The following is a 17480-nucleotide window of genomic DNA, read 5'->3' as shown; positions in this document are numbered from 1 at the left end:
AGTCAGGTTACTCTCCAGCCATAATTTGGCGTTTACTTTTAACACTAGCAAGTAACATATAAATACATGTCGCTAACAGCGAGATAAACAAGTACCCCATTAAGCCATGTTGCGACTTCATAAATAGGTCGGCAATAACAGGGCCCAAAACAGATCCTATGCTGTAGCTAAATAGCATTACTTGAGTCGCAGATACAATATAACTGGTTTCTAATTTGTCGCAACCCAAGTTAATCGCGATTGGATACAGTGCAAAAGTCGCCATGCCCAGCAAGAATAAACATACCGCAAGCACTCCAAGGTTTGAATCCATTGCAGTTAGGGCAATAGAAGCAACTCCTAGCAAGCAAAACATCGCCATTAATAGAGTACGACCTAGATATTTTGACATCCACGGTACCATTGGCTGAACCGCCATTCCTCCCATAATCACAAGCGCCATTAGTGTGCCAACTTCAGTGTGATTAATCCCGCGTTGGCTTAACTCTAATGGCATAAGCCCGTAGATCGCGCCCAAAGTCAGCCCTGACACAATACACCCAATAATCGCGGCATGGTTGAGCTTTGCAATTTGTTTTAAAGACAATGATGATGAATGTTCAGTTTCAGGTTGGTCTGATTCACCATAAATAAGCACCGTTACCGCTAATAGCATTAACGTAAAGATTGCGATAAAAGGCACACCGCCTTCAGTCCCGAGTAAGCCGATACCAAATTGACCTAATGCGCTTCCGCCATAAAGCGCACCCATGTATAAGCCGAGACGTTTCGCTCGACTCATTTCATCGCCATGAAGCAACCAAGATTCAACGATCACGAATACCCCTGCCACCGCAATACCTGCGACTAAACGAGCAAACAACCAAACCGCAGCATTATGGAATACAGGCAATACTAAAATCGTGGCAGTAAGAACGACTAAGCACCATACAAATGCATTTCTATGCCCAAGCCTTACGACAACAGGCTCGATACCTGCAGCACCAATCAAAAGTCCCCCATAAAACACACTCGCTAGCCAACTGGCTAAGTCGCTGTCTAAACCATAATGCGGCAGCATTAACGGAATAAGGCTCATTAGGTAGCCTGACGCAACGGCATATAGAGTAAGTGCGATTACCGGCACCAAAATACGTGGAGTAGGTGCTGGAGACAGAGTGTTTTCCACAGTGTTTAGCCTCGAAATTAGTAGTAAGGATAGAAAGATTTCGGGGCGAATATGCAGCTTATAGGGGGGAAGGTAAAACGAATATTTGTGACCATTACGACAACAGATATTTATCGTTTGATCGGGAGGGTTTACGCATTAAATTGCCGACCTAAATCGGCAAACATAAGTATGATTATTTGGATAGCGCCTGATTAAGCCACTGATCAAATTGACCTTTAGGCAACGCGCCATTGATCATATCAACTCTCTTGCCGTGCTTGAACACCATCACGGTAGGGATGCTACGAATTTGATACTTGGCCGAGATCGACTGCTGCGCTTCAGTATCGACTTTTACAAATCGGACTTGCCCTTTACGTTCGGCCGCAACGTCAGAAAATACGGGAGCAAAACCGACGCAAGGATTACACCAAGGTGCCCAAAAATCGATAACGACTGGATGCTCGCTGGTTAATAAGGCATCAAGATTAAGCTCGGTGCCTTCGACGGGAGAACCATCTAATAATTGTCCTTGGCATTTCCCGCAGGTTGGTGATTCTGAAATTCGGCTGAGTGGCACTCTGTTGACACCACTACACGATGGACAACGCGTGTTGAAAGTTGACATATATTTCTCTTCGTTTTCTTTGTTTTATTGTCGCTATGATTCCATTATTAAGTTTATATGGAAATTTAGCTTACTGGCCTTACCAGCAACGGTCATTTAGCCGTATACTAACGAGCATACGAGAAGAACAACAAAGAATAAATAGGTTATTAATGACAAACTATTACGCCGAAATTACAGGGTGGGGGAAATGCCTACCGCCAGCCGTCCTTTCTAATGACGATCTCAGTACTTTTTTAGACACTTCGGATGAATGGATAAGAACTCGTACAGGGATTGAAAACCGTCGTATCAGCCACGTTAACACTTCAGAGCTTGCGACTGTCGCTGCAAAACATGCCATTGCATGTGCAGGCCTTGAAGCTAAAGATATTGATATCGTTATCGTAGCGACCTGTTCACCTGACTCATTACTGCCTAACACAGCCTCAAAAGTGTCGCAAAACCTTGGGATTAAAACAGCAGCGGCATTTGATCTTAACGCTGCATGTACAGGTTTTGTTTATGGTTTAGAAATGGCGACACGTCTAATTCAAGCGGGTAACTATGAGCACGCATTGATCATCGGCGCTGAAAGGCTTTCGTTTTTCATCGATTGGACTAAACGGGACACGGCCGTTTTATTTGGTGATGGAGCCGGAGCAGCTGTAATTTCTCGCACAGAACAACAAACTGGTTTGCAGCAAGCTCAACTAGGGTGTGATGCAGCAGGGCGAGATATCCTAGCAGTGCCTAAATTCGGCACATCTATGGACAGGTTTGCTGCCGATAACGGTCACTGGGACTTTAACTTTGTCGGTAAAGAGATCTTCAAAAGAGCGGTTAAGGGCATGGGCTCAGCGGCTAACACTGTGTTAGGTCGCTCTGGTTTAACGAAAGACGACATTGACGTAGTTGTACCACACCAGGCGAACGTGCGTATCATCCAAACACTTTGTGATTTGTCGGGTATCGATCAAGAAAAAGCGTTCGTTAATATTCAGAATTATGGCAACACATCAGCTGCAACAGTGCCAATCGCATTATGTGAAGCGGTAGAGCAAGGTAAGATCAAACCAAATGACAATTTGCTAGTTGCTGCATTTGGTGCAGGTTTAACATGGGGGGCTGGCCATATTAAGTGGGGCACTCGCGTTGAACCACTATCGACTTCAGATGCTGTATTACCTGAATGTAAGTCCAGCGCACTTGAACTAATGGCAGATGCTATCAAGCATTGCCAAAATAGACCCGAAAGCACTGAATAGAAAATAGGGCTAACTAGTTGAACTTTAAAAGGAGCATATAAATTTGCTCCTTTTTTTATTTTTTTGCTAGACGCGGGGAAAAAGCAGGAATAGAATTCGCTCGTTTGGGGAGTAGTCGCCTTGAGTTTACTTATCGTCATCTCGTTAAGCATTCGCTTATCCGGTAAGTATAAGTTTTAGCGCTGAGTTCAGTGATAAAACTTCGACGAGACCAACGCATTCGAAGCACATAACAGCGGTGTATCAAACACCTCCTGTATGGCACGTTTTGTATGCGGAAGGTATCGTCATTTTTGCTAACGCTACGACACCATCCTTCCGCTTTTGGAGGATACATGACCCCAACCACTTACCTAATTTTTGGTTTATTAACCTTATCTTTAGTTGCCCTCGATATCTGGCAGACTCGTGGTGGCAACATTACTATCAAAAAAGCAGCGATCTGGAGCGTATTTTGGTTTGTACTTGCGTTCGTATTTGCAGGTTCAATCTATCTGTTTTGGGACTTCTACGCGCCCACCAGCCACTATAGCGCAGAGAAAGCAACCGTTTCTTTCATCACAGGCTACCTTCTGGAAAAATCGCTAAGTGTCGATAACTTGTTTGTCTTCGCTATTATATTCCATCAGTACATGGTTCCCCAATACTTGCGTCCGAGGGCACTACTTTGGGGTGTTATAGGCGCACTCGTTCTACGTGCGATTATGATTGCTGTAGGGGCACAATTGCTTGAGCAGTACCACTGGTTACTTTACGTCTTTGCGCTGTTCTTAATTTGGACAGGTATCCAGCTTGCCCGAGATAAAGGTGATGAAGAGCTAAATCCTTTACCTGAAAAGCTCATTCGCAAAGTTGCAAAAGTTACTGATGATTATCGTGGTAATGCCTTGATCATAAAAGAGAAGGGGATCTGGTTTGTTACACCGATGATGGTCGTTATTGGGGTGATTGCGTTTATGGACGTGATGTTTGCACTAGACTCAATTCCGGCGATTTTCGCGGTAACAAGAGAACCATTCCTTGTACTCGCAGCTAACGTATTCGCGTTGTTAGGTTTGCGGTCGCTTTACTTTGTACTGCAAGGGATGATGGATAAGTTTGTTTACCTCAAACCTGCGTTGTCGTTCATTATGGTGTTTATCGGTATCAAAATGATGTTGGTCGGCAGTGACTGGGAGATTCCAACTCCAATTTCTTTACTGGTATTACTCGCTACTATGACAACAGCGGTGGTCGCTTCAATAGTTAATCAACGTAATAAGTCGAACGAAATGATAGGCTAAATGGATAGATAATCTAATCCCATAATTACATATCACTTAACTAATTAGGCACTTAGAACATAAATACATTGTAAATATTATGTGATCCACAAGTGCCTTTTTAGTACCCTAAAATCTATTTATTCATTTAAATGCAGCATTTTCGCAGTTTAATTCACTAATGACACATAAATTTACACCTAGCATGTTAAGCTATTGTTTCATTAGAATATCTAATCCGAAAGTGCAATTTTTGTCATTTTTTGACCAGTAAAAAATTGCTTAATATTTACCACATCAAAACGAATTAACGATTTATAGAGAGGCAATCATGGCACAAGCAATGCACATCGAAACAATCGCTGCACCAACCTCTATGGATAAGAAGACCTACTCGGTTAACTTCAAAGGACTGATTGCACACTTACTAGACATTCTATTTGTAGATAACAGCGCGCCACGTGCTTACTACGCGACTGATATGTCAAACCACATGCAAAAAGATATTGGCCTAACTCGCTAATAACAGCATACTGATTTGAAAAGCCAGCTTATTCAGCTGGCTTTTTTGTTTTCTACTCTTCAGAACACTCCATTAACTATAATTAACTAAATGGTCATCTATGGGTTTAGGTACGTTGTGTACAAACAAACCAAGGAGGGCACGATGACAATCGCAACCAAAGTTAATTATTTCTTAGAAAAGAATGACATTCACTATCGAAGTATCAGGCACTATCACAGTGCAGGCTCAATTAGCAGCGCATTAGCTGCTGACATTTCAACGAAACAAATGGCTAAAGCCGTGATCTTAGAAGACCACGATGGACACAAAATGATGGCGGTGTTACCGGCAGATAAAAAAATCAGCTTTTCTGTCATCAACGAAAAGTTTAACGCCAAATATCACCTGATCAGCGAAACAGACGTACATCGGATGTTTTCCGATTGTGAGGCAGGGGCAGTACCTCCAGTAGGGGGCGCGTACAACATTCGAGTCATTTGCGATCAGCTACTGGATATACTTGATGAAGTTTATATCGAAGCAGGCGATCACCAAACGTTATTACAACTCGATAAGCCTGCGTTTAAGTCTCTCATGTCCGGCGCAAAACATATGCGATTTGGCAAAGAAAGTTATCACTGATAATAAAAAAGGCGCTCAATATGAGCGCCTTTTCATTCACACGAATACATTACTTCTTGCGACAAAACTCAGCAATCACATACATTGATTGGCCGCCATTCGCTTTACCAGATACAAGCTTAGGATCATCGCCAATACTAATACCGCGGATTACTGTACCTTGTTTAATTACTTGGTTAGTGCCACGTACTGGAAGATCTTTGATTACCGTTACGTCGTCACCTTTTTTAAGTTCTACGCCGTTGCAATCAAGTGGCTTATCGTCAGCAGACATCCCTTGCATCGCCCAGTTCATTTGTTCTTCTTCCATGTACATCATATCAAGTAGGTCTTGAGCCCAACCTTCACTGTTTAAGCGAGTCAATTGACGCCATGCCGTTACTTGTACTGGTGGTTCTTGGCTCCACATGCTGTCATTTAGACAACGCCAGTGGTTGATGTCCTTTGGCTCATCGATTTCGCTTAAGCACTTATCACACACCATGATCGCGTGGTCCACTGTTACATGGCTGTGCGGTGGAACTGCGTAGGCCGTTAATGATGTATCAGCACTACATAACTCACATTTAGATTGACAGCGTTCTAGCATGGTTGCTTCAGAAGACATAATGAACTCACATTTAATAGGGTGTTTAATCAAGGCGCATATTATCCACGTTATGTTTAGAAAATAAAGCGGATTTGTCTTTACACAACAATAAGAAGATAAAACTGACGTCAACGACTTTTTACACACGGATTAGTGCCCGTATCACAGGAATAAACATTGCCTTACCTTGTCGCAGTTGCTCACCAAGAGGTTGCTAGGCATAATCTTGCTCTTCGCGTAAACACGATTAGGTAACAAGTTGGAATTACTCTCCATATCATTATTAGGAAAGCCTTTACGGTTAGAAGGTTCAATGGCAGGTTGGCAACAGCTTTATTGGGACAACACGCTGGTTTCGCAACTCAATGCCGATTCCGACCGCGGGCCCCATGCACGCCATGAGTTTACGCTACAAAGAGGCGAAGAACGCTTGTTATGCCAAATCGACTCACAGTTAGAATGGCAACCATTTTCAATTGATTACTCTGTAACGGTTAACGGCGAGCTGCACGCTGAAGGCTCTAGAAACGAAAAAGATATCGAGCAACAAGTCCCGGTGAATGAACCTAAAGCCGAAAGACGATTCAGTGTCATCGGGCTGCTGTCGTTAGGCATGAAAGCGTTCAAAAGTGCGAAGCTAATTAAAGTTGTCCTTGCTTCAGCAAGCTTAGCGGCTTATTCGTGGCTATTTTCATTTCAATTTGCATTAGCACTCATTGCGTGCTTAGTTTTTCACGAATATGGTCATGTACGCGCAATGAAGTACTTTGGCATGAAGACTAAAGGTATTTACCTGGTTCCGTTCCTTGGTGGGCTTGCGTTAAGCGATGAGAAAATAAACACCCGATGGCAAGACGTTGTGATCTCGATAATGGGGCCTTTCTTTGGGCTTATTTTGTCGTTGATTCTTGTCGTTGCGTACTGGGTGACAGGTGAAATGTTTTTCGCTGGCTTAGCGGTATTCAATGCGTTTTTGAATCTATTTAACTTGTTACCGATCCTGCCATTAGATGGTGGTCATATTCTAAAAAGCATCAGCTTTTCGATGAACAGTGTCACTGGAATTGTTCTTTGTACGCTTGCAGCCATTGGTGGCGTAGTATTGAGCTACTCACTAGGGCTTACTCTGTTTGGTTTCCTTTTAATAATGGGAACCATTGAAATCGTACTTGAGTGGCGCACAAGACATAACAGTCATTTGCTACCGTTGAACCGCTACGCACAAGTTGTCTCTGCTGTTTGGTATGTTGGTTTAGTCGCGGCGCTAGTGGGGATTATTTGGTACTTCGCAAGCACCGGCGATGAACTGCTTAGACTGCCATTGTTGATCTTGGGAACGTAAGTTTACGTTTTACGGATTCCATCTAAACACAAAACGGGAAGCCTATGGCTTCCCGTTTACATATATACCTAGCTACAGTTCGGCTTTTTACCTTCGTACTTAGGTAAGCTTTTAATCTTGGCACTCAAGTCTCCAATACGAGTGTCGTGTGATGGGTGAGTAGAGAGAAGCTCAGGTGGAGTATTTCCGCCAGACGCCTTCGCCATGTTCTTCCATAGCTCGACACTTTGCTTTGGGTCAAAACCTGATTTGGCCATCAGCTCTAAGCCCACGATATCAGCCTCGGATTCTTGTGTTCGACCATAAGGAAGAATTACACCATATTGGACACCAACGCCTAATGCAGCCATGGTTGCGTTGCGGTATTCAGAGTATTCGGACGCACCTAAGGCAATGCTGGTCACTTGTAAGCCTGCATTAGCAAGTTGGGATTGAGATAGGCGCTCGTTACTGTGATCAGCCAGCACGTGAGCCACTTCGTGGCCGAGTACCGTCGCTAATTGGTCTTGATTGACCGCGACGTCCAATAAACCGGTATAAACGCCAATTTTACCTCCGGGTAGGGCAAAAGCATTGACTTGGTCACTATCAAAGACCACAACTTCCCACTCTTTAAAGCTGGATTGTTTAGGGACATTATCGGTAATGCTCTTAGCTACACACTGAACGTAAGCGTTAACCTTTTTGTCTTTGCTGATCTTCAATTCCTTTTTCATCTCTTCAAAAGATTGAGCACCCAGGCTACTCATATCTTGGTCTGAAAAGAGGATTAATTGGTTTCGACCAGTCGGCGAGGACGAACAAGCGACTAAACCTGCAAGCACAGTTATTGCAGAAAATGATTTCCAAGCCTGCATTTAGATCTCCATATCATAAGTGGAAGCAATAATTGATTAATAATGAAGTAGTTTCGTGAAAAAAACTAGCTACAATAGCTCGATAGATAACAATTCAACCATCGCTAGGAAACCTACCTATGAGCATCTGGAAACGCCCAATTGATCTAGAAGCATTGAATGCAACTTCAAAAAACACTTTGATCGAACACCTAGCTATTCAATATACCGAAGTCACCGACAACACCATTTCCGCGACCATGCCCGTTTGTAGCTTCACTCATCAACCGTTAGGTATGCTGCATGGCGGCGCTTCTGTAGTGCTTGCCGAAACATTAGGTTCTGTAGCCGCGAACTTTTGTGTTGAAGAAGGCTCATACTGCGTAGGACTAGATATCAACGCAAACCACGTAAGAGCAATGAGAAGCGGGCATGTTATTGGTACGGCTTCTCCGATTCATCTAGGCGTATCAACTCAAGTTTGGCAAATTTCGATTACCGATGAGCGTGAACGGCTCGTTTGTACCAGCCGATTAACCATTGCTGTTAAGCAGAAAAAAGGAATCAAAGCTTAGTATGCTCATCGAATTTAAAGGCGGAAAAATCATTACTACAGCGCACGAAATCGTTGTGAAAGTTAATGGCGAACATATGATCACTTTGCAAGCTCAAATAGATGCTGTTCAGTTAATCGGCAGGGGGGCTAACGTCATCTCAGCCAACAGCGGGGAGGTAAAATGGTCAATAAAATTAGATAACTTACAACAGCTTGAGCAGTTAGCGACTGAGATATGCGCTCCCATTCAATAAACGATACGAGCCTTGCAAAAACCTCATAAAATGAGGAAACTACTACTCATAGTCCATTTATGGAATTTCCTCTTTAAGACTTTCCACAATGACTTCCTTTGTGACTTTCTGCATGTGAGTAGCCCTATATGAGTAGCCCTCGTCTTCGCGTCCAATTTGAAACTTTGTTTGAACACTACAATGGGAAAGATTGTGGTGTTCAACTTGATGAAATTACGGAAGTGCTTTTTTGTACAAGGCGTAATGCACGAATAGTTCTTAATAAGATGGAGGAAGAAGGCTGGATTGAATGGCATCCTGCTCCAGGACGAGGCAAACTTTCTCAGCTCAAATTCAAGCGTAGCCGTACCGACGTCAGTGAGAATCTCGCAAGGCGATATCTGGATGAAGGTAAAATCGGTCAGGCGCTCAATGTACTTGATCAAGACACAGCGAAGCTTGCACAAGTCATCGAAAGCTACTTAGGTGTTCAACACCAAGAAGGGCTTCAAGTTGTGCGCTTGCCTTACTATCGCTCGTTATCAATGCTCAACCCGCTTAAGCCGATGCGCCGCTCTGAGATCCATATTATTCGTCAGATATTCAGCGGATTAACCAAACTGGATGAAAATGAAACGCTGCAGCCTGATTTGGCTCACTCTTGGGAGCAACTGTCTGATACTCATTGGCGCTTCTTTATTCGACCTGGGGTTCGATTCCACAATGGGCATCTTCTCACCACAGACTGCATTATCGAAAGTTTATATTCGCTGAAAAGTATCAACTTATTTACTCATATCGATCAAGTTGCTTCACCATCCAATTGGGTCGTTGATATAAAACTCAGTCAGCCAGACATGCATCTGCCTCTATTGCTATCAGAAGCTTGTGCAAAAATTTTGCTTCCTGAGTCTGAACGGGCGGAAGACTTTGATTTATCACCAGTGGGTACTGGCCCTTATAAAGTCATTCAAAACGATCAAAAGCGACTAGTGTTGCAAGCTAACGATACATACTTTGGATTTAGGCCTTTGATTGACCGTGTTGAAGTATGGGTCATTGATGAAGTTCATTCCCCAATTGTGTTTCCAAGCCTGAACCACCCAATAAAGCCAAATGTCAGTGAATTCTCTGAGGAAGTTGCCCTTGACCCTGGGTGTACTTATCTACTGCTTAATCGAAGAAATGGGGTAGCCAAATCGCAAGATTGGGCTCTGTATTTCTCTAACAAGCTGAACACACTGAATTTATTCAAACACATTCCACAAGATAAAGTTGTCGATTTTGGCCTGTTACCAGCACACGGATTAAAACCAGGCTGGTATCATCACACGCATTCCGACACCGAGATAAAGCCACCGCACTACAAACGTATCAAAGTCGCTTATCAAGCTTTGCATCCCATGTTTCCAACACAGGCAAAACTCATCGAAATGCTGCTCAAAAAAGATGGGTTAGACGTTGAACTGATCAAATATGATTCCACGGTCCCAGATGTGTCAGAGGTCGATATTTGGTTGAAACCGATGGGAATAGCGAACCATCGTGACGATGCATTGGCCGGTTGGCTACTCAATTACAGTGACATTGAGCAATTGAGCACTACTGATGACTTCGAATATTGGAAAGGGCTTATCAATGACTGGCGTGCTCAGTCACAAGGGGTATTCCCGGCTCGTGAAATTGGTAAATCACTTATCGAAAGGCTGCAGATCATTCCGACTTTCCATTGTTGGCTTGGCGTAAGTAAAGATCAGTGCGGAACGCTACAAAACGCTAAGTGTAATGCCCTAGGCTGGTTTGATTTCACTCAAGTGTGGGTGAAACCGGATTTGCAGAGTAATTAACATGTCGAAACCAAACAAAAAGCAGCCTACAAAAACGGTTGAAATCTATTGTAGCAAGTGCAAAACCTTACTTTTTAAGTATCGAAAGGGTGGAAAAGGCGCCTTAGTAAAATGTTTTAAAGAAAGGATTGTAAAAGATATGACTGTTACACCTTGCCATTGCCCTGGTTGTGATTGCGAATTCGCTCGAGACACCTTGGTAAGAGGGACTCCAGCTTATAAAATCATTGGCGGCAAGGTCACGATGAAGTAGGGGCTAAATTCACAATAAATTAACAAACATCCTAAGTTATATTGCGCAAATAACGTCTTGAAATCCTCACGGCAGATTATTTTTTGATCTAGATCGATAAAAGACTAAAAAACAGACACGATTGTTATATTAATTTTTAAACAGTGTTAGACTCGCGCCCAGTCCATATTTTGTTACATAAATTTTCTTTAAATAGGAGTCATCAATGGAATTAGGTCTGATCATCGCTTTCATCGTTACGTCTGCTGTAATGGTTAAAAAAGAGATGGCCTCAAACAAATAGTTTTCATTCGACTCACTTTTGAATACCTTTATAGAATGAAATAGAAAAGCCAGCATTACTGCTGGCTTTTATCGTTTTAGGCTAGGTTAGAATTCGTAATCTAAGCTCACGCCCCAGTTACGGCCTGGTTGGCTGTAAAAGTCTAGGTTGTCTTCAGAATCTTTGTCGCGCAGATCATTGTACGTCCAGTACTTCTTATCGAACGCATTGAATAAGCCAGCACGTAGCGTCAAGTCAGTAACAGGGCGGTAGTATGCCGTTAGATCTAGGATACCGTAGCCACTTAAACCTACGTTATCTTCATCTGCCCAATCATCTTTACCGGCTACCATAGTTAGGTTAGCCAACGCACCAAACTTGTATTCAACGTTGTCGTAACCAAGGCCGAAGATACCAGTAAGCGGCGCTACTGAATCCAGTGATTTACCTGTTGTTTTGTCTTTGCCTTCTGCGTACGCAATAGAAAGTTTAGTGTACGTACCAGTTGGAGCGTCGAAAGCGCCGTCCAGTAGGATAGTAGAGCTAAACTCTGCACCTTTGATTTCAACTGCGTCACGGTTAACGACTGTGTAGCTTTCTTTGCCATTTACAGTGCCTAGATCTTCTGAATCAATGAAATCATCGTAATCGTTGAAGAAACCAACCAACTCGAACTGTGCGTTGTTGTTTTGACCACGGAAACCAATTTCGTAAGAAGTACTCTTTTCAGCTTCTAGGTCTGGATTTGGTACAAAAATCGAGCCAGTTTCGTATTCGTAGTAAAGCTGTTCAACAGTTGGCGCTTTGAAGCCTTGGCTTACTTGCGCGAAAGTACTTAGCGACTGGTTGAAGTGATAGACCGCACCAAGTTTACCTGTGAACGCATCGTTGCTGTTTTTGTCTTTCGGCGTAGTAAAACCATCATCAGTAGACGGGTCTGCTTCAAATGAGTCGTAGCGGATACCAGCATTAAGTACCAAGGTTTCATTTAAGAAAAACGCGTTGTCTTGAAGGAAAATACCCCATTCAGTAACTTTTGCATCTGGGATAGTTGTAGTACCTGGTGAAGTTGTACCGTTATCGTGGAAGATGTCTGTGTTGTTTAACGAGAAGTCCGTGCCTTTATAGTTAAATCCGTAAGTGAACTCGTGCACAGAGCTATCAAACTCCACAAGCTTGTCGAGCTGAGCATCTAGCTGGATAGACTTATCTTCTGCCTCACGTAAACGCGTACGATCGCCGTTGTAACCAACGTAGCCCATGTGGTCAGTTAAAGTGGCAAAGTTTGCATTTGATGATTCAGTTACTTGATAGTCAACAGACCAAAGCAAGCTATCGAACGCTGCATTTGGTGCCGTGTATTCATGATTGAAGCCAATTCGAGTACGCGTATTTTCATCTTGAGCACGAGAATTGTCGTAAGTTAATCCTGGCATCGGGCCAAAGTACATTGTGTAGTCACCATCTAAACTACGCTCGTCGTAGTTATAGTTGTAGCGTTCAAACACAAGACCAAGGCGGTTAGTTTCATTCAGTTGGTAATAGGCTTTTGCCAAAATGTTGTTAAGATCTTTTTCTGCTGGATTCTCCAAGCCTCGATCTTCGCCAGAAATGTCTGCACCATCACCGTATGTTTGAGTTTCTTTGCCTTCAGAGTAGGTACCAATTAGAAGTGTCTCTAACTTACCTTGACGCATAGCCCACGTAAGTGTGTTCTTGAACTGTTCATCGACAGAACGGTAACTGGACTTGATACCAAAGCGGTGCTCATTGCCCTCAGTTCTTAGAATATCTTCCGGATCTTTGGTTTGCATTACAACAGCACCACCAAGCGCGTCAGAACCGTATAGTGAAGAAGATGGGCCTTTGTTAATTTCGATACTTTTTAACGTATCTAACTCTATTGCGTTAGGGTAGATAGCCTGAGTAGCGCCGCCGCCTGGGTTGAATGGTGTTGTTTGTGTCACCCCGTCGACGATCACTTTTACTCGATCGCCGTCCATGCCACGAATGTTAAAACCAGAGATACCGAATCGGCCTGCAGTTGTCGCATCAACACCAGGGGTGTACTTAAGTGCATCTTCCAAATCATTAGCAATCGAAGATTCAAGTTCATCAGAAGAAACTGATTCAATACTTGCCGATACATCCTGTTTGCTTTGTTCCGTTCTTGTCGCCGATACTACCACTTCATCAAACGTCGCTACCGATTCAGCCATTGCCGAAGGTGACAGGGCTATTATAATTGAAGCTGACAATAGAGTTTTCTTGTACATCTTGTTATTACCTTAAATCCTTAGGTTGTTTAGCGAGACGCATTTTATTAAACCTAAATGATAATTGCTATCATTCTCGTTATTGATAAATATAATTAATTTGCTTGTAAATTTAAATTGCTATATTTTTCAATAAGATAATAACCGTACGTAATGACGATAATATTCATCATTGTGATATGGATCACTAATACATATTGAACTTTTGGGGAGAAATGAGTTGCAAAGCCCAATTACGCTTGAAGCTCTTCATATTCTGGATGCAATAGAAAGGCGAGGAAGTTTTGCCGCTGCAGCCAACGAATTGAATAGGGCGCCTTCTTCTTTAAGCTACCAAATTCAAAAACTTGAGCAGGATCTAGATATTACGATCTTTGATCGTTCAGGTCACAAAGCAAACTTTACTGATGCTGGCCAGTTGATCCTAGAGCGTGGTCGCGCAATTTTATCTGCAACAGAAAAATTGGTGAATGACGCTAACTTGCTTGCTAATGGTTGGGAACTCGACTTAACCGTTGCTTATGATGGAATCATTCCGACCGCAAACTTTTTCCCTATGGTCGATGCCCTCGGAAATGTCAGTAAAACCAGAGTTCGTCTTCAAGAGGAAATTCTGGCCGGTTGCTGGGAGTCGCTAGCAGAAGGAAGAGCCGATTTACTGATCTGCCCTAAGCTTGAAACACTGCCTCATGATGTCAAAGCTGAAACGTTAGGTGAAATGTCAATGTCGTGGGTGGCGGCTGAAGATCATCATGTACACAAGCGTTCAGGTCCATTCGACGACGCCGCCCGCGAACGTTATCGCGTTATTGCCATTGCTGATACTGCTAGGGGCCAGCCTGCAATAAGTGTCAATGTACTGCAAAAGCAACCAAGACTTACTGTGACTAACTTTAACAGCAAGATAGATGCGCTAATCCAAGGCCTTGGGATTGGTACGTTACCAACTCAAGTTGCCAAGCCTCTAATCGAATCCGGTCAGTTGAAAGTGATCGAGGGAACAGAGGAACAAAGCATAGACATCATACTCGCATGGCGACGTAATAAGATTGGCGAGGCTAAATCTTGGTGTATTCAATTTCTGAAAAAGAATTGGAAGTTAGTGTAGAAAACAACGTAAAGGAGCGCGATGAGCGCTCCTTTTATTTTAATGAAACCTTACTGAAGCGACAGAACCATATCAGCAGTTCCGTCTTCAAACTGAATATCGAGTTCAAAACCAAGCTTTTGCGCTAATGTGAGCATGCCTCGGTTTGTCGGCATCGTCATCCCAGACATCTGTTTCGTTCCCTTGGAGCGGCAATAATCGATGACTTTGTTCATCAATATCTTACCGAGGCCATTTCCTTTCAGGTCGGAGCGAATCAAAATAGCAAACTCTGCGTCCGTGTTATCTGGGTTAATCAATGCACGTGACACCCCGATAATGGAAGGAAACCCATCAGCGTTTGATACCGCCACAAAGGCCATTTCTCGGTCATAATCGATTTGGGTCAAATTGGCTAATGCTTCATGATTGAATTCGCCTACGTCAGTAAAGAATCGCTTGTACAAATCCTCTTTTGAGACGTTATGTATAAACTCTGCGTGCAGAGGCTCATCTTCAGGCAATATTGGACGCAGCAGTATTTGATTTCCGTCTCTAAGCACGACTGACTCTTCAAACTCAACAGGGTAAGGGCGGATAGCCAATCTCTGCTGAGCATCGCCAACGTAAGGCTTCAAAATCAAGTCTGCATCAATGATGGTAAAATCGTTCCCATTTGCGAGCACTGGATGGATATCCAGTTCATGTATTTGTGGGCAATCGACCACCATCTGAGAGATACGCACCAAGAACTCAGATAAACCAGTAATGTTCATCGGCTCTGGCAGTTTTTGAGGGCGTATCTTGCCGCCTTTAATCGCTCTAACGATTAAGTAACGCGCTAGTGTCATGTTAAGCGGAGGCAATGCGGAAGCGGCGTCTAGTCCTTCGTTCCATTCAGAACCGCCTTGACCAACAAGTATGACCGGACCAAACGTTTTGTCCGTTTTTACCTTGATTCGAATTTCTTCTCCACCCGCTAATTTGGCCATACCTTGTACTAACAAACCATGAATATGAGCAGATGGATAACTCAACTTAGTACGATCTAGAATCGCTTCCGAAGCGCTGGCGACTTCATGACTATTACGTAAGTTAAGCATGACTCCCTGTACATCAGACTTATGCGCGATGTCGGGTGAGCGAAGTTTAACGGCAACAGGGTAGCCAATTTGTTCGGCAACATGGACTGCTTCACTGGAGTCGGAAGCAATCCAAGTCGGCAGCACTTTGAAACCAAAATGCTTCAAAAAAGTACCGATTTGATGTGTATCCATGGATACTGTATTTTTATCCAGTAACTTGTCTTGTATCCACTTTTGAGCTTTCGATAAGCTCTCGATATCCACTTGTTTAGCCGTAGTTGGTGTTTCCATCAACTGCTTTTGGTTTCTTCGATACTCAACTAAGTGCATGAAGGCGACCACGGCACTTTCTGGGGTTCGATAGGTCGGTATGCCAGCTTGAGTAAATACTTGTCTGGCTGGCTTTGCCGTTTGCTCTCCAGACCAATTAGTTAGGATGTTAAAGCGCTTATGACGCGGATGCTTTTTAATCGTCTCTACGATTTTTTGCGCGGTTTGTTCAGAGTGAGCCACCGCTGAAGGGCTATGCATGATTAGGATTGCGTCTGCGATATCACTATCAAGTAGTGTATTGAGCGTATCGACATACCTTTGATGGCCGGCATCACCAACCATATCGATAGGATTACTGCGAGACCAACTAGAGGGTAACAATCCATCCAGTTTCTCAGTCACTTGATCATCAAGTTCTGCGAGTTTTCCGCCACGCTCAAGGAGTGTGTCTACCGCCATGATTGCAGGGCCGCCGCCGTTGGTAATGACAGCCAAACGCTCACCACGAAGCGGAACTGAGTGAGTTAGCGTTTCAACGGCAGCAAATAGCTCATGGGTATTTTTAACTCGCAGCATACCCGTACGACGAATCGCGGAGTCATAAATGATATCGAGCGTGTCATCGCCGCCAGTATGTAACTGCGCTGCTTTTCGACCAGCAGATGTTCGGCCACCTTTTAACACCAAGATGCGCCGGTTGCGCGATGCTGCACGGGCAGCAGACATAAAACGACGCGCGTCTTTAATGGTATCGACGTACAGCAAAATTGCGTCGGTATGGGAATCCGTACTCAAATAATCCAATAAGTCTGCAAAATCGACATCAACTGCATTTCCGAGTGAAATGAAAGCAGAGAAACCAATTTCTTTGTCGTTGGCCCAATCCAAAATAGTGGTGCAGACAGCTGCAGATTGAGAAATGAACGCAATGTTTCCTTTTAGCGCGGTAATCGGAGAAAACGAAGCGTTAAAGTTTAGCCAAGGGAGAATCATTCCAAGGCTATTGGGCCCCAGAAGCCTCATACCGTTTTCTTTCGCGATTTCTATGCAACGGGTTTGGATCGTATCGCCGTCCAAAGTTAAGTTGTGCATATCTGAGGACAAGATGATAACGGAAGAGACACCGGCCTCTGCAAGTTGCGAAATAAGTTCGATGTTTCTAGACGCGTGAGTACATAAAATAGCGAGATCAGGAACAATCGGTAATTGACCAATAGACGGGTAGGCGAGCACACCACAAACCGATGGGTATTTTGGTGTGACCGGCATAATGGCACCTTCAAAGCCGCCTTGTAGTAAATTCTTCATTACGATGTTACCGGCTCGCATGTCTTTAATCGAAGCGCCGACGACAGCGACTGATTTTGGCTTCAATAGATGATGTAAAGTGTTCATGCGCATCTCTCA

The 17480-nt window shown here is 43.6% G+C and carries 16 protein-coding genes; 10 read left to right on the top strand and 6 right to left on the bottom strand.

Annotated features, from left to right (window positions below):
• Positions 1–7 precede the first annotated feature (7 nt).
• Entirely contained in the window at positions 8–1168 is a 1161-nt protein-coding gene (locus J4N42_RS18360; RefSeq protein ID WP_252034098.1) for an MFS transporter, read from the bottom strand.
• A 175-nt stretch (positions 1169–1343) separates the two neighbouring features.
• The gene (gene trxC, locus J4N42_RS18355; protein ID WP_252034097.1) at positions 1344–1778 is read right to left on the bottom strand and encodes a thioredoxin TrxC; all 435 of its coding nucleotides are present in this window, start codon (positions 1776–1778) and stop codon (positions 1344–1346) included.
• 152 nt (positions 1779–1930) lie between these two features.
• Here trxC and J4N42_RS18350 point away from each other — a divergent pair, with 152 nt between their 5' ends.
• The 4 genes from J4N42_RS18350 (at position 1931) to J4N42_RS18335 (ending at position 5434) form a co-directional block, all read left to right on the top strand.
• Positions 1931–3025, top strand: coding sequence for a ketoacyl-ACP synthase III (locus J4N42_RS18350; RefSeq protein ID WP_252034096.1), 1095 nt, complete (start codon positions 1931–1933; stop codon positions 3023–3025).
• A gap of 335 nt (positions 3026–3360) precedes the next feature.
• On the top strand, positions 3361–4308 hold the full coding sequence (locus J4N42_RS18345; protein ID WP_252034095.1) for a TerC/Alx family metal homeostasis membrane protein: 948 nt from the start codon (positions 3361–3363) through the stop codon (positions 4306–4308).
• A gap of 310 nt (positions 4309–4618) precedes the next feature.
• Positions 4619–4810 carry a hypothetical protein gene (locus J4N42_RS18340; protein ID WP_252034094.1) on the top strand — a complete coding sequence of 64 codons (192 nt, stop codon included), beginning with the start codon at positions 4619–4621 and terminating at the stop codon, positions 4808–4810.
• Between the two features lie 144 nt (positions 4811–4954).
• Positions 4955–5434: an aminoacyl-tRNA deacylase gene (locus tag J4N42_RS18335; protein WP_252034093.1), complete on the top strand. Its 480-nt coding sequence runs from the start codon at positions 4955–4957 to the stop codon at positions 5432–5434.
• 49 nt (positions 5435–5483) lie between these two features.
• Here J4N42_RS18335 and J4N42_RS18330 read toward each other — a convergent pair whose 3' ends face one another.
• Complete coding sequence (locus tag J4N42_RS18330) at positions 5484–6041, bottom strand: PhnA domain-containing protein (RefSeq protein ID WP_252034092.1); 558 nt, start codon at positions 6039–6041, stop codon at positions 5484–5486.
• A 241-nt stretch (positions 6042–6282) separates the two neighbouring features.
• Between J4N42_RS18330 and J4N42_RS18325 the strand changes: the two genes are divergently transcribed.
• Complete coding sequence (locus J4N42_RS18325; protein WP_252034091.1) at positions 6283–7365, top strand: site-2 protease family protein; 1083 nt, start codon at positions 6283–6285, stop codon at positions 7363–7365.
• Between the two features lie 68 nt (positions 7366–7433).
• Here the strand turns inward: J4N42_RS18325 and J4N42_RS18320 are convergent, their stop codons facing one another.
• On the bottom strand, positions 7434–8222 hold the full coding sequence (locus J4N42_RS18320; RefSeq protein ID WP_252034090.1) for a M48 family metallopeptidase: 789 nt from the start codon (positions 8220–8222) through the stop codon (positions 7434–7436).
• Positions 8223–8341: 119 nt separating this feature from the next.
• On the opposite strand from J4N42_RS18320, the gene J4N42_RS18315 reads away from it, so the two are divergent.
• From J4N42_RS18315 to J4N42_RS18300, 4 genes are all read left to right on the top strand, one after another.
• Positions 8342–8776, top strand: coding sequence for a hotdog fold thioesterase (locus tag J4N42_RS18315; protein ID WP_252034089.1), 435 nt, complete (start codon positions 8342–8344; stop codon positions 8774–8776).
• Between the two features lies 1 nt (position 8777).
• Positions 8778–9011, top strand: coding sequence for a DUF3389 domain-containing protein (locus J4N42_RS18310; protein WP_252034088.1), 234 nt, complete (start codon positions 8778–8780; stop codon positions 9009–9011).
• A 128-nt stretch (positions 9012–9139) separates the two neighbouring features.
• Positions 9140–10837 (top strand): SgrR family transcriptional regulator, encoded by a 1698-nt coding sequence (locus tag J4N42_RS18305; RefSeq protein WP_252034087.1) that lies wholly within the window; start codon positions 9140–9142, stop codon positions 10835–10837.
• A 1-nt stretch (position 10838) separates the two neighbouring features.
• Positions 10839–11090 carry a hypothetical protein gene (locus J4N42_RS18300; protein WP_252034086.1) on the top strand — a complete coding sequence of 84 codons (252 nt, stop codon included), beginning with the start codon at positions 10839–10841 and terminating at the stop codon, positions 11088–11090.
• A gap of 369 nt (positions 11091–11459) precedes the next feature.
• Here the strand turns inward: J4N42_RS18300 and J4N42_RS18295 are convergent, their stop codons facing one another.
• Positions 11460–13628, bottom strand: coding sequence for a TonB-dependent hemoglobin/transferrin/lactoferrin family receptor (locus J4N42_RS18295; RefSeq protein ID WP_252034085.1), 2169 nt, complete (start codon positions 13626–13628; stop codon positions 11460–11462).
• 220 nt (positions 13629–13848) lie between these two features.
• On the opposite strand from J4N42_RS18295, the gene J4N42_RS18290 reads away from it, so the two are divergent.
• Positions 13849–14736: a LysR family transcriptional regulator gene (locus tag J4N42_RS18290; protein WP_252034084.1), complete on the top strand. Its 888-nt coding sequence runs from the start codon at positions 13849–13851 to the stop codon at positions 14734–14736.
• 50 nt (positions 14737–14786) lie between these two features.
• On the opposite strand, the gene J4N42_RS18285 is transcribed toward J4N42_RS18290, so the two are convergent.
• A complete protein-coding gene (locus J4N42_RS18285; RefSeq protein WP_252034083.1) occupies positions 14787–17468 on the bottom strand; it encodes a bifunctional acetate--CoA ligase family protein/GNAT family N-acetyltransferase in 2682 nt (893 codons plus the stop codon).
• Positions 17469–17480: the final 12 nt, after the last annotated feature.

Source organism: Vibrio sp. SCSIO 43135 (assembly GCF_023716665.1).
GTDB lineage: Bacteria > Pseudomonadota > Gammaproteobacteria > Enterobacterales > Vibrionaceae > Vibrio > Vibrio paucivorans.
Note: the sequence above shows the minus strand (reverse complement) of the source record. Positions and strands in the feature narration are given on the sequence as shown.

Coding starts and splice junctions, on each gene's coding strand:
- trxC (WP_252034097.1), bottom strand. CDS start 1,778: ATGTCAACTTTCAACACGCGTTGTCCATCGTGTAGTGGTGTCAACAGA.
- J4N42_RS18350 (WP_252034096.1), top strand. CDS start 1,931: ATGACAAACTATTACGCCGAAATTACAGGGTGGGGGAAATGCCTACCG.
- J4N42_RS18345 (WP_252034095.1), top strand. CDS start 3,361: ATGACCCCAACCACTTACCTAATTTTTGGTTTATTAACCTTATCTTTA.
- J4N42_RS18340 (WP_252034094.1), top strand. CDS start 4,619: ATGGCACAAGCAATGCACATCGAAACAATCGCTGCACCAACCTCTATG.
- J4N42_RS18335 (WP_252034093.1), top strand. CDS start 4,955: ATGACAATCGCAACCAAAGTTAATTATTTCTTAGAAAAGAATGACATT.
- J4N42_RS18330 (WP_252034092.1), bottom strand. CDS start 6,041: ATGTCTTCTGAAGCAACCATGCTAGAACGCTGTCAATCTAAATGTGAG.
- J4N42_RS18320 (WP_252034090.1), bottom strand. CDS start 8,222: ATGCAGGCTTGGAAATCATTTTCTGCAATAACTGTGCTTGCAGGTTTA.
- J4N42_RS18315 (WP_252034089.1), top strand. CDS start 8,342: ATGAGCATCTGGAAACGCCCAATTGATCTAGAAGCATTGAATGCAACT.
- J4N42_RS18310 (WP_252034088.1), top strand. CDS start 8,778: ATGCTCATCGAATTTAAAGGCGGAAAAATCATTACTACAGCGCACGAA.
- J4N42_RS18305 (WP_252034087.1), top strand. CDS start 9,140: ATGAGTAGCCCTCGTCTTCGCGTCCAATTTGAAACTTTGTTTGAACAC.
- J4N42_RS18300 (WP_252034086.1), top strand. CDS start 10,839: ATGTCGAAACCAAACAAAAAGCAGCCTACAAAAACGGTTGAAATCTAT.
- J4N42_RS18295 (WP_252034085.1), bottom strand. CDS start 13,628: ATGTACAAGAAAACTCTATTGTCAGCTTCAATTATAATAGCCCTGTCA.
- J4N42_RS18285 (WP_252034083.1), bottom strand. CDS start 17,468: ATGAACACTTTACATCATCTATTGAAGCCAAAATCAGTCGCTGTCGTC.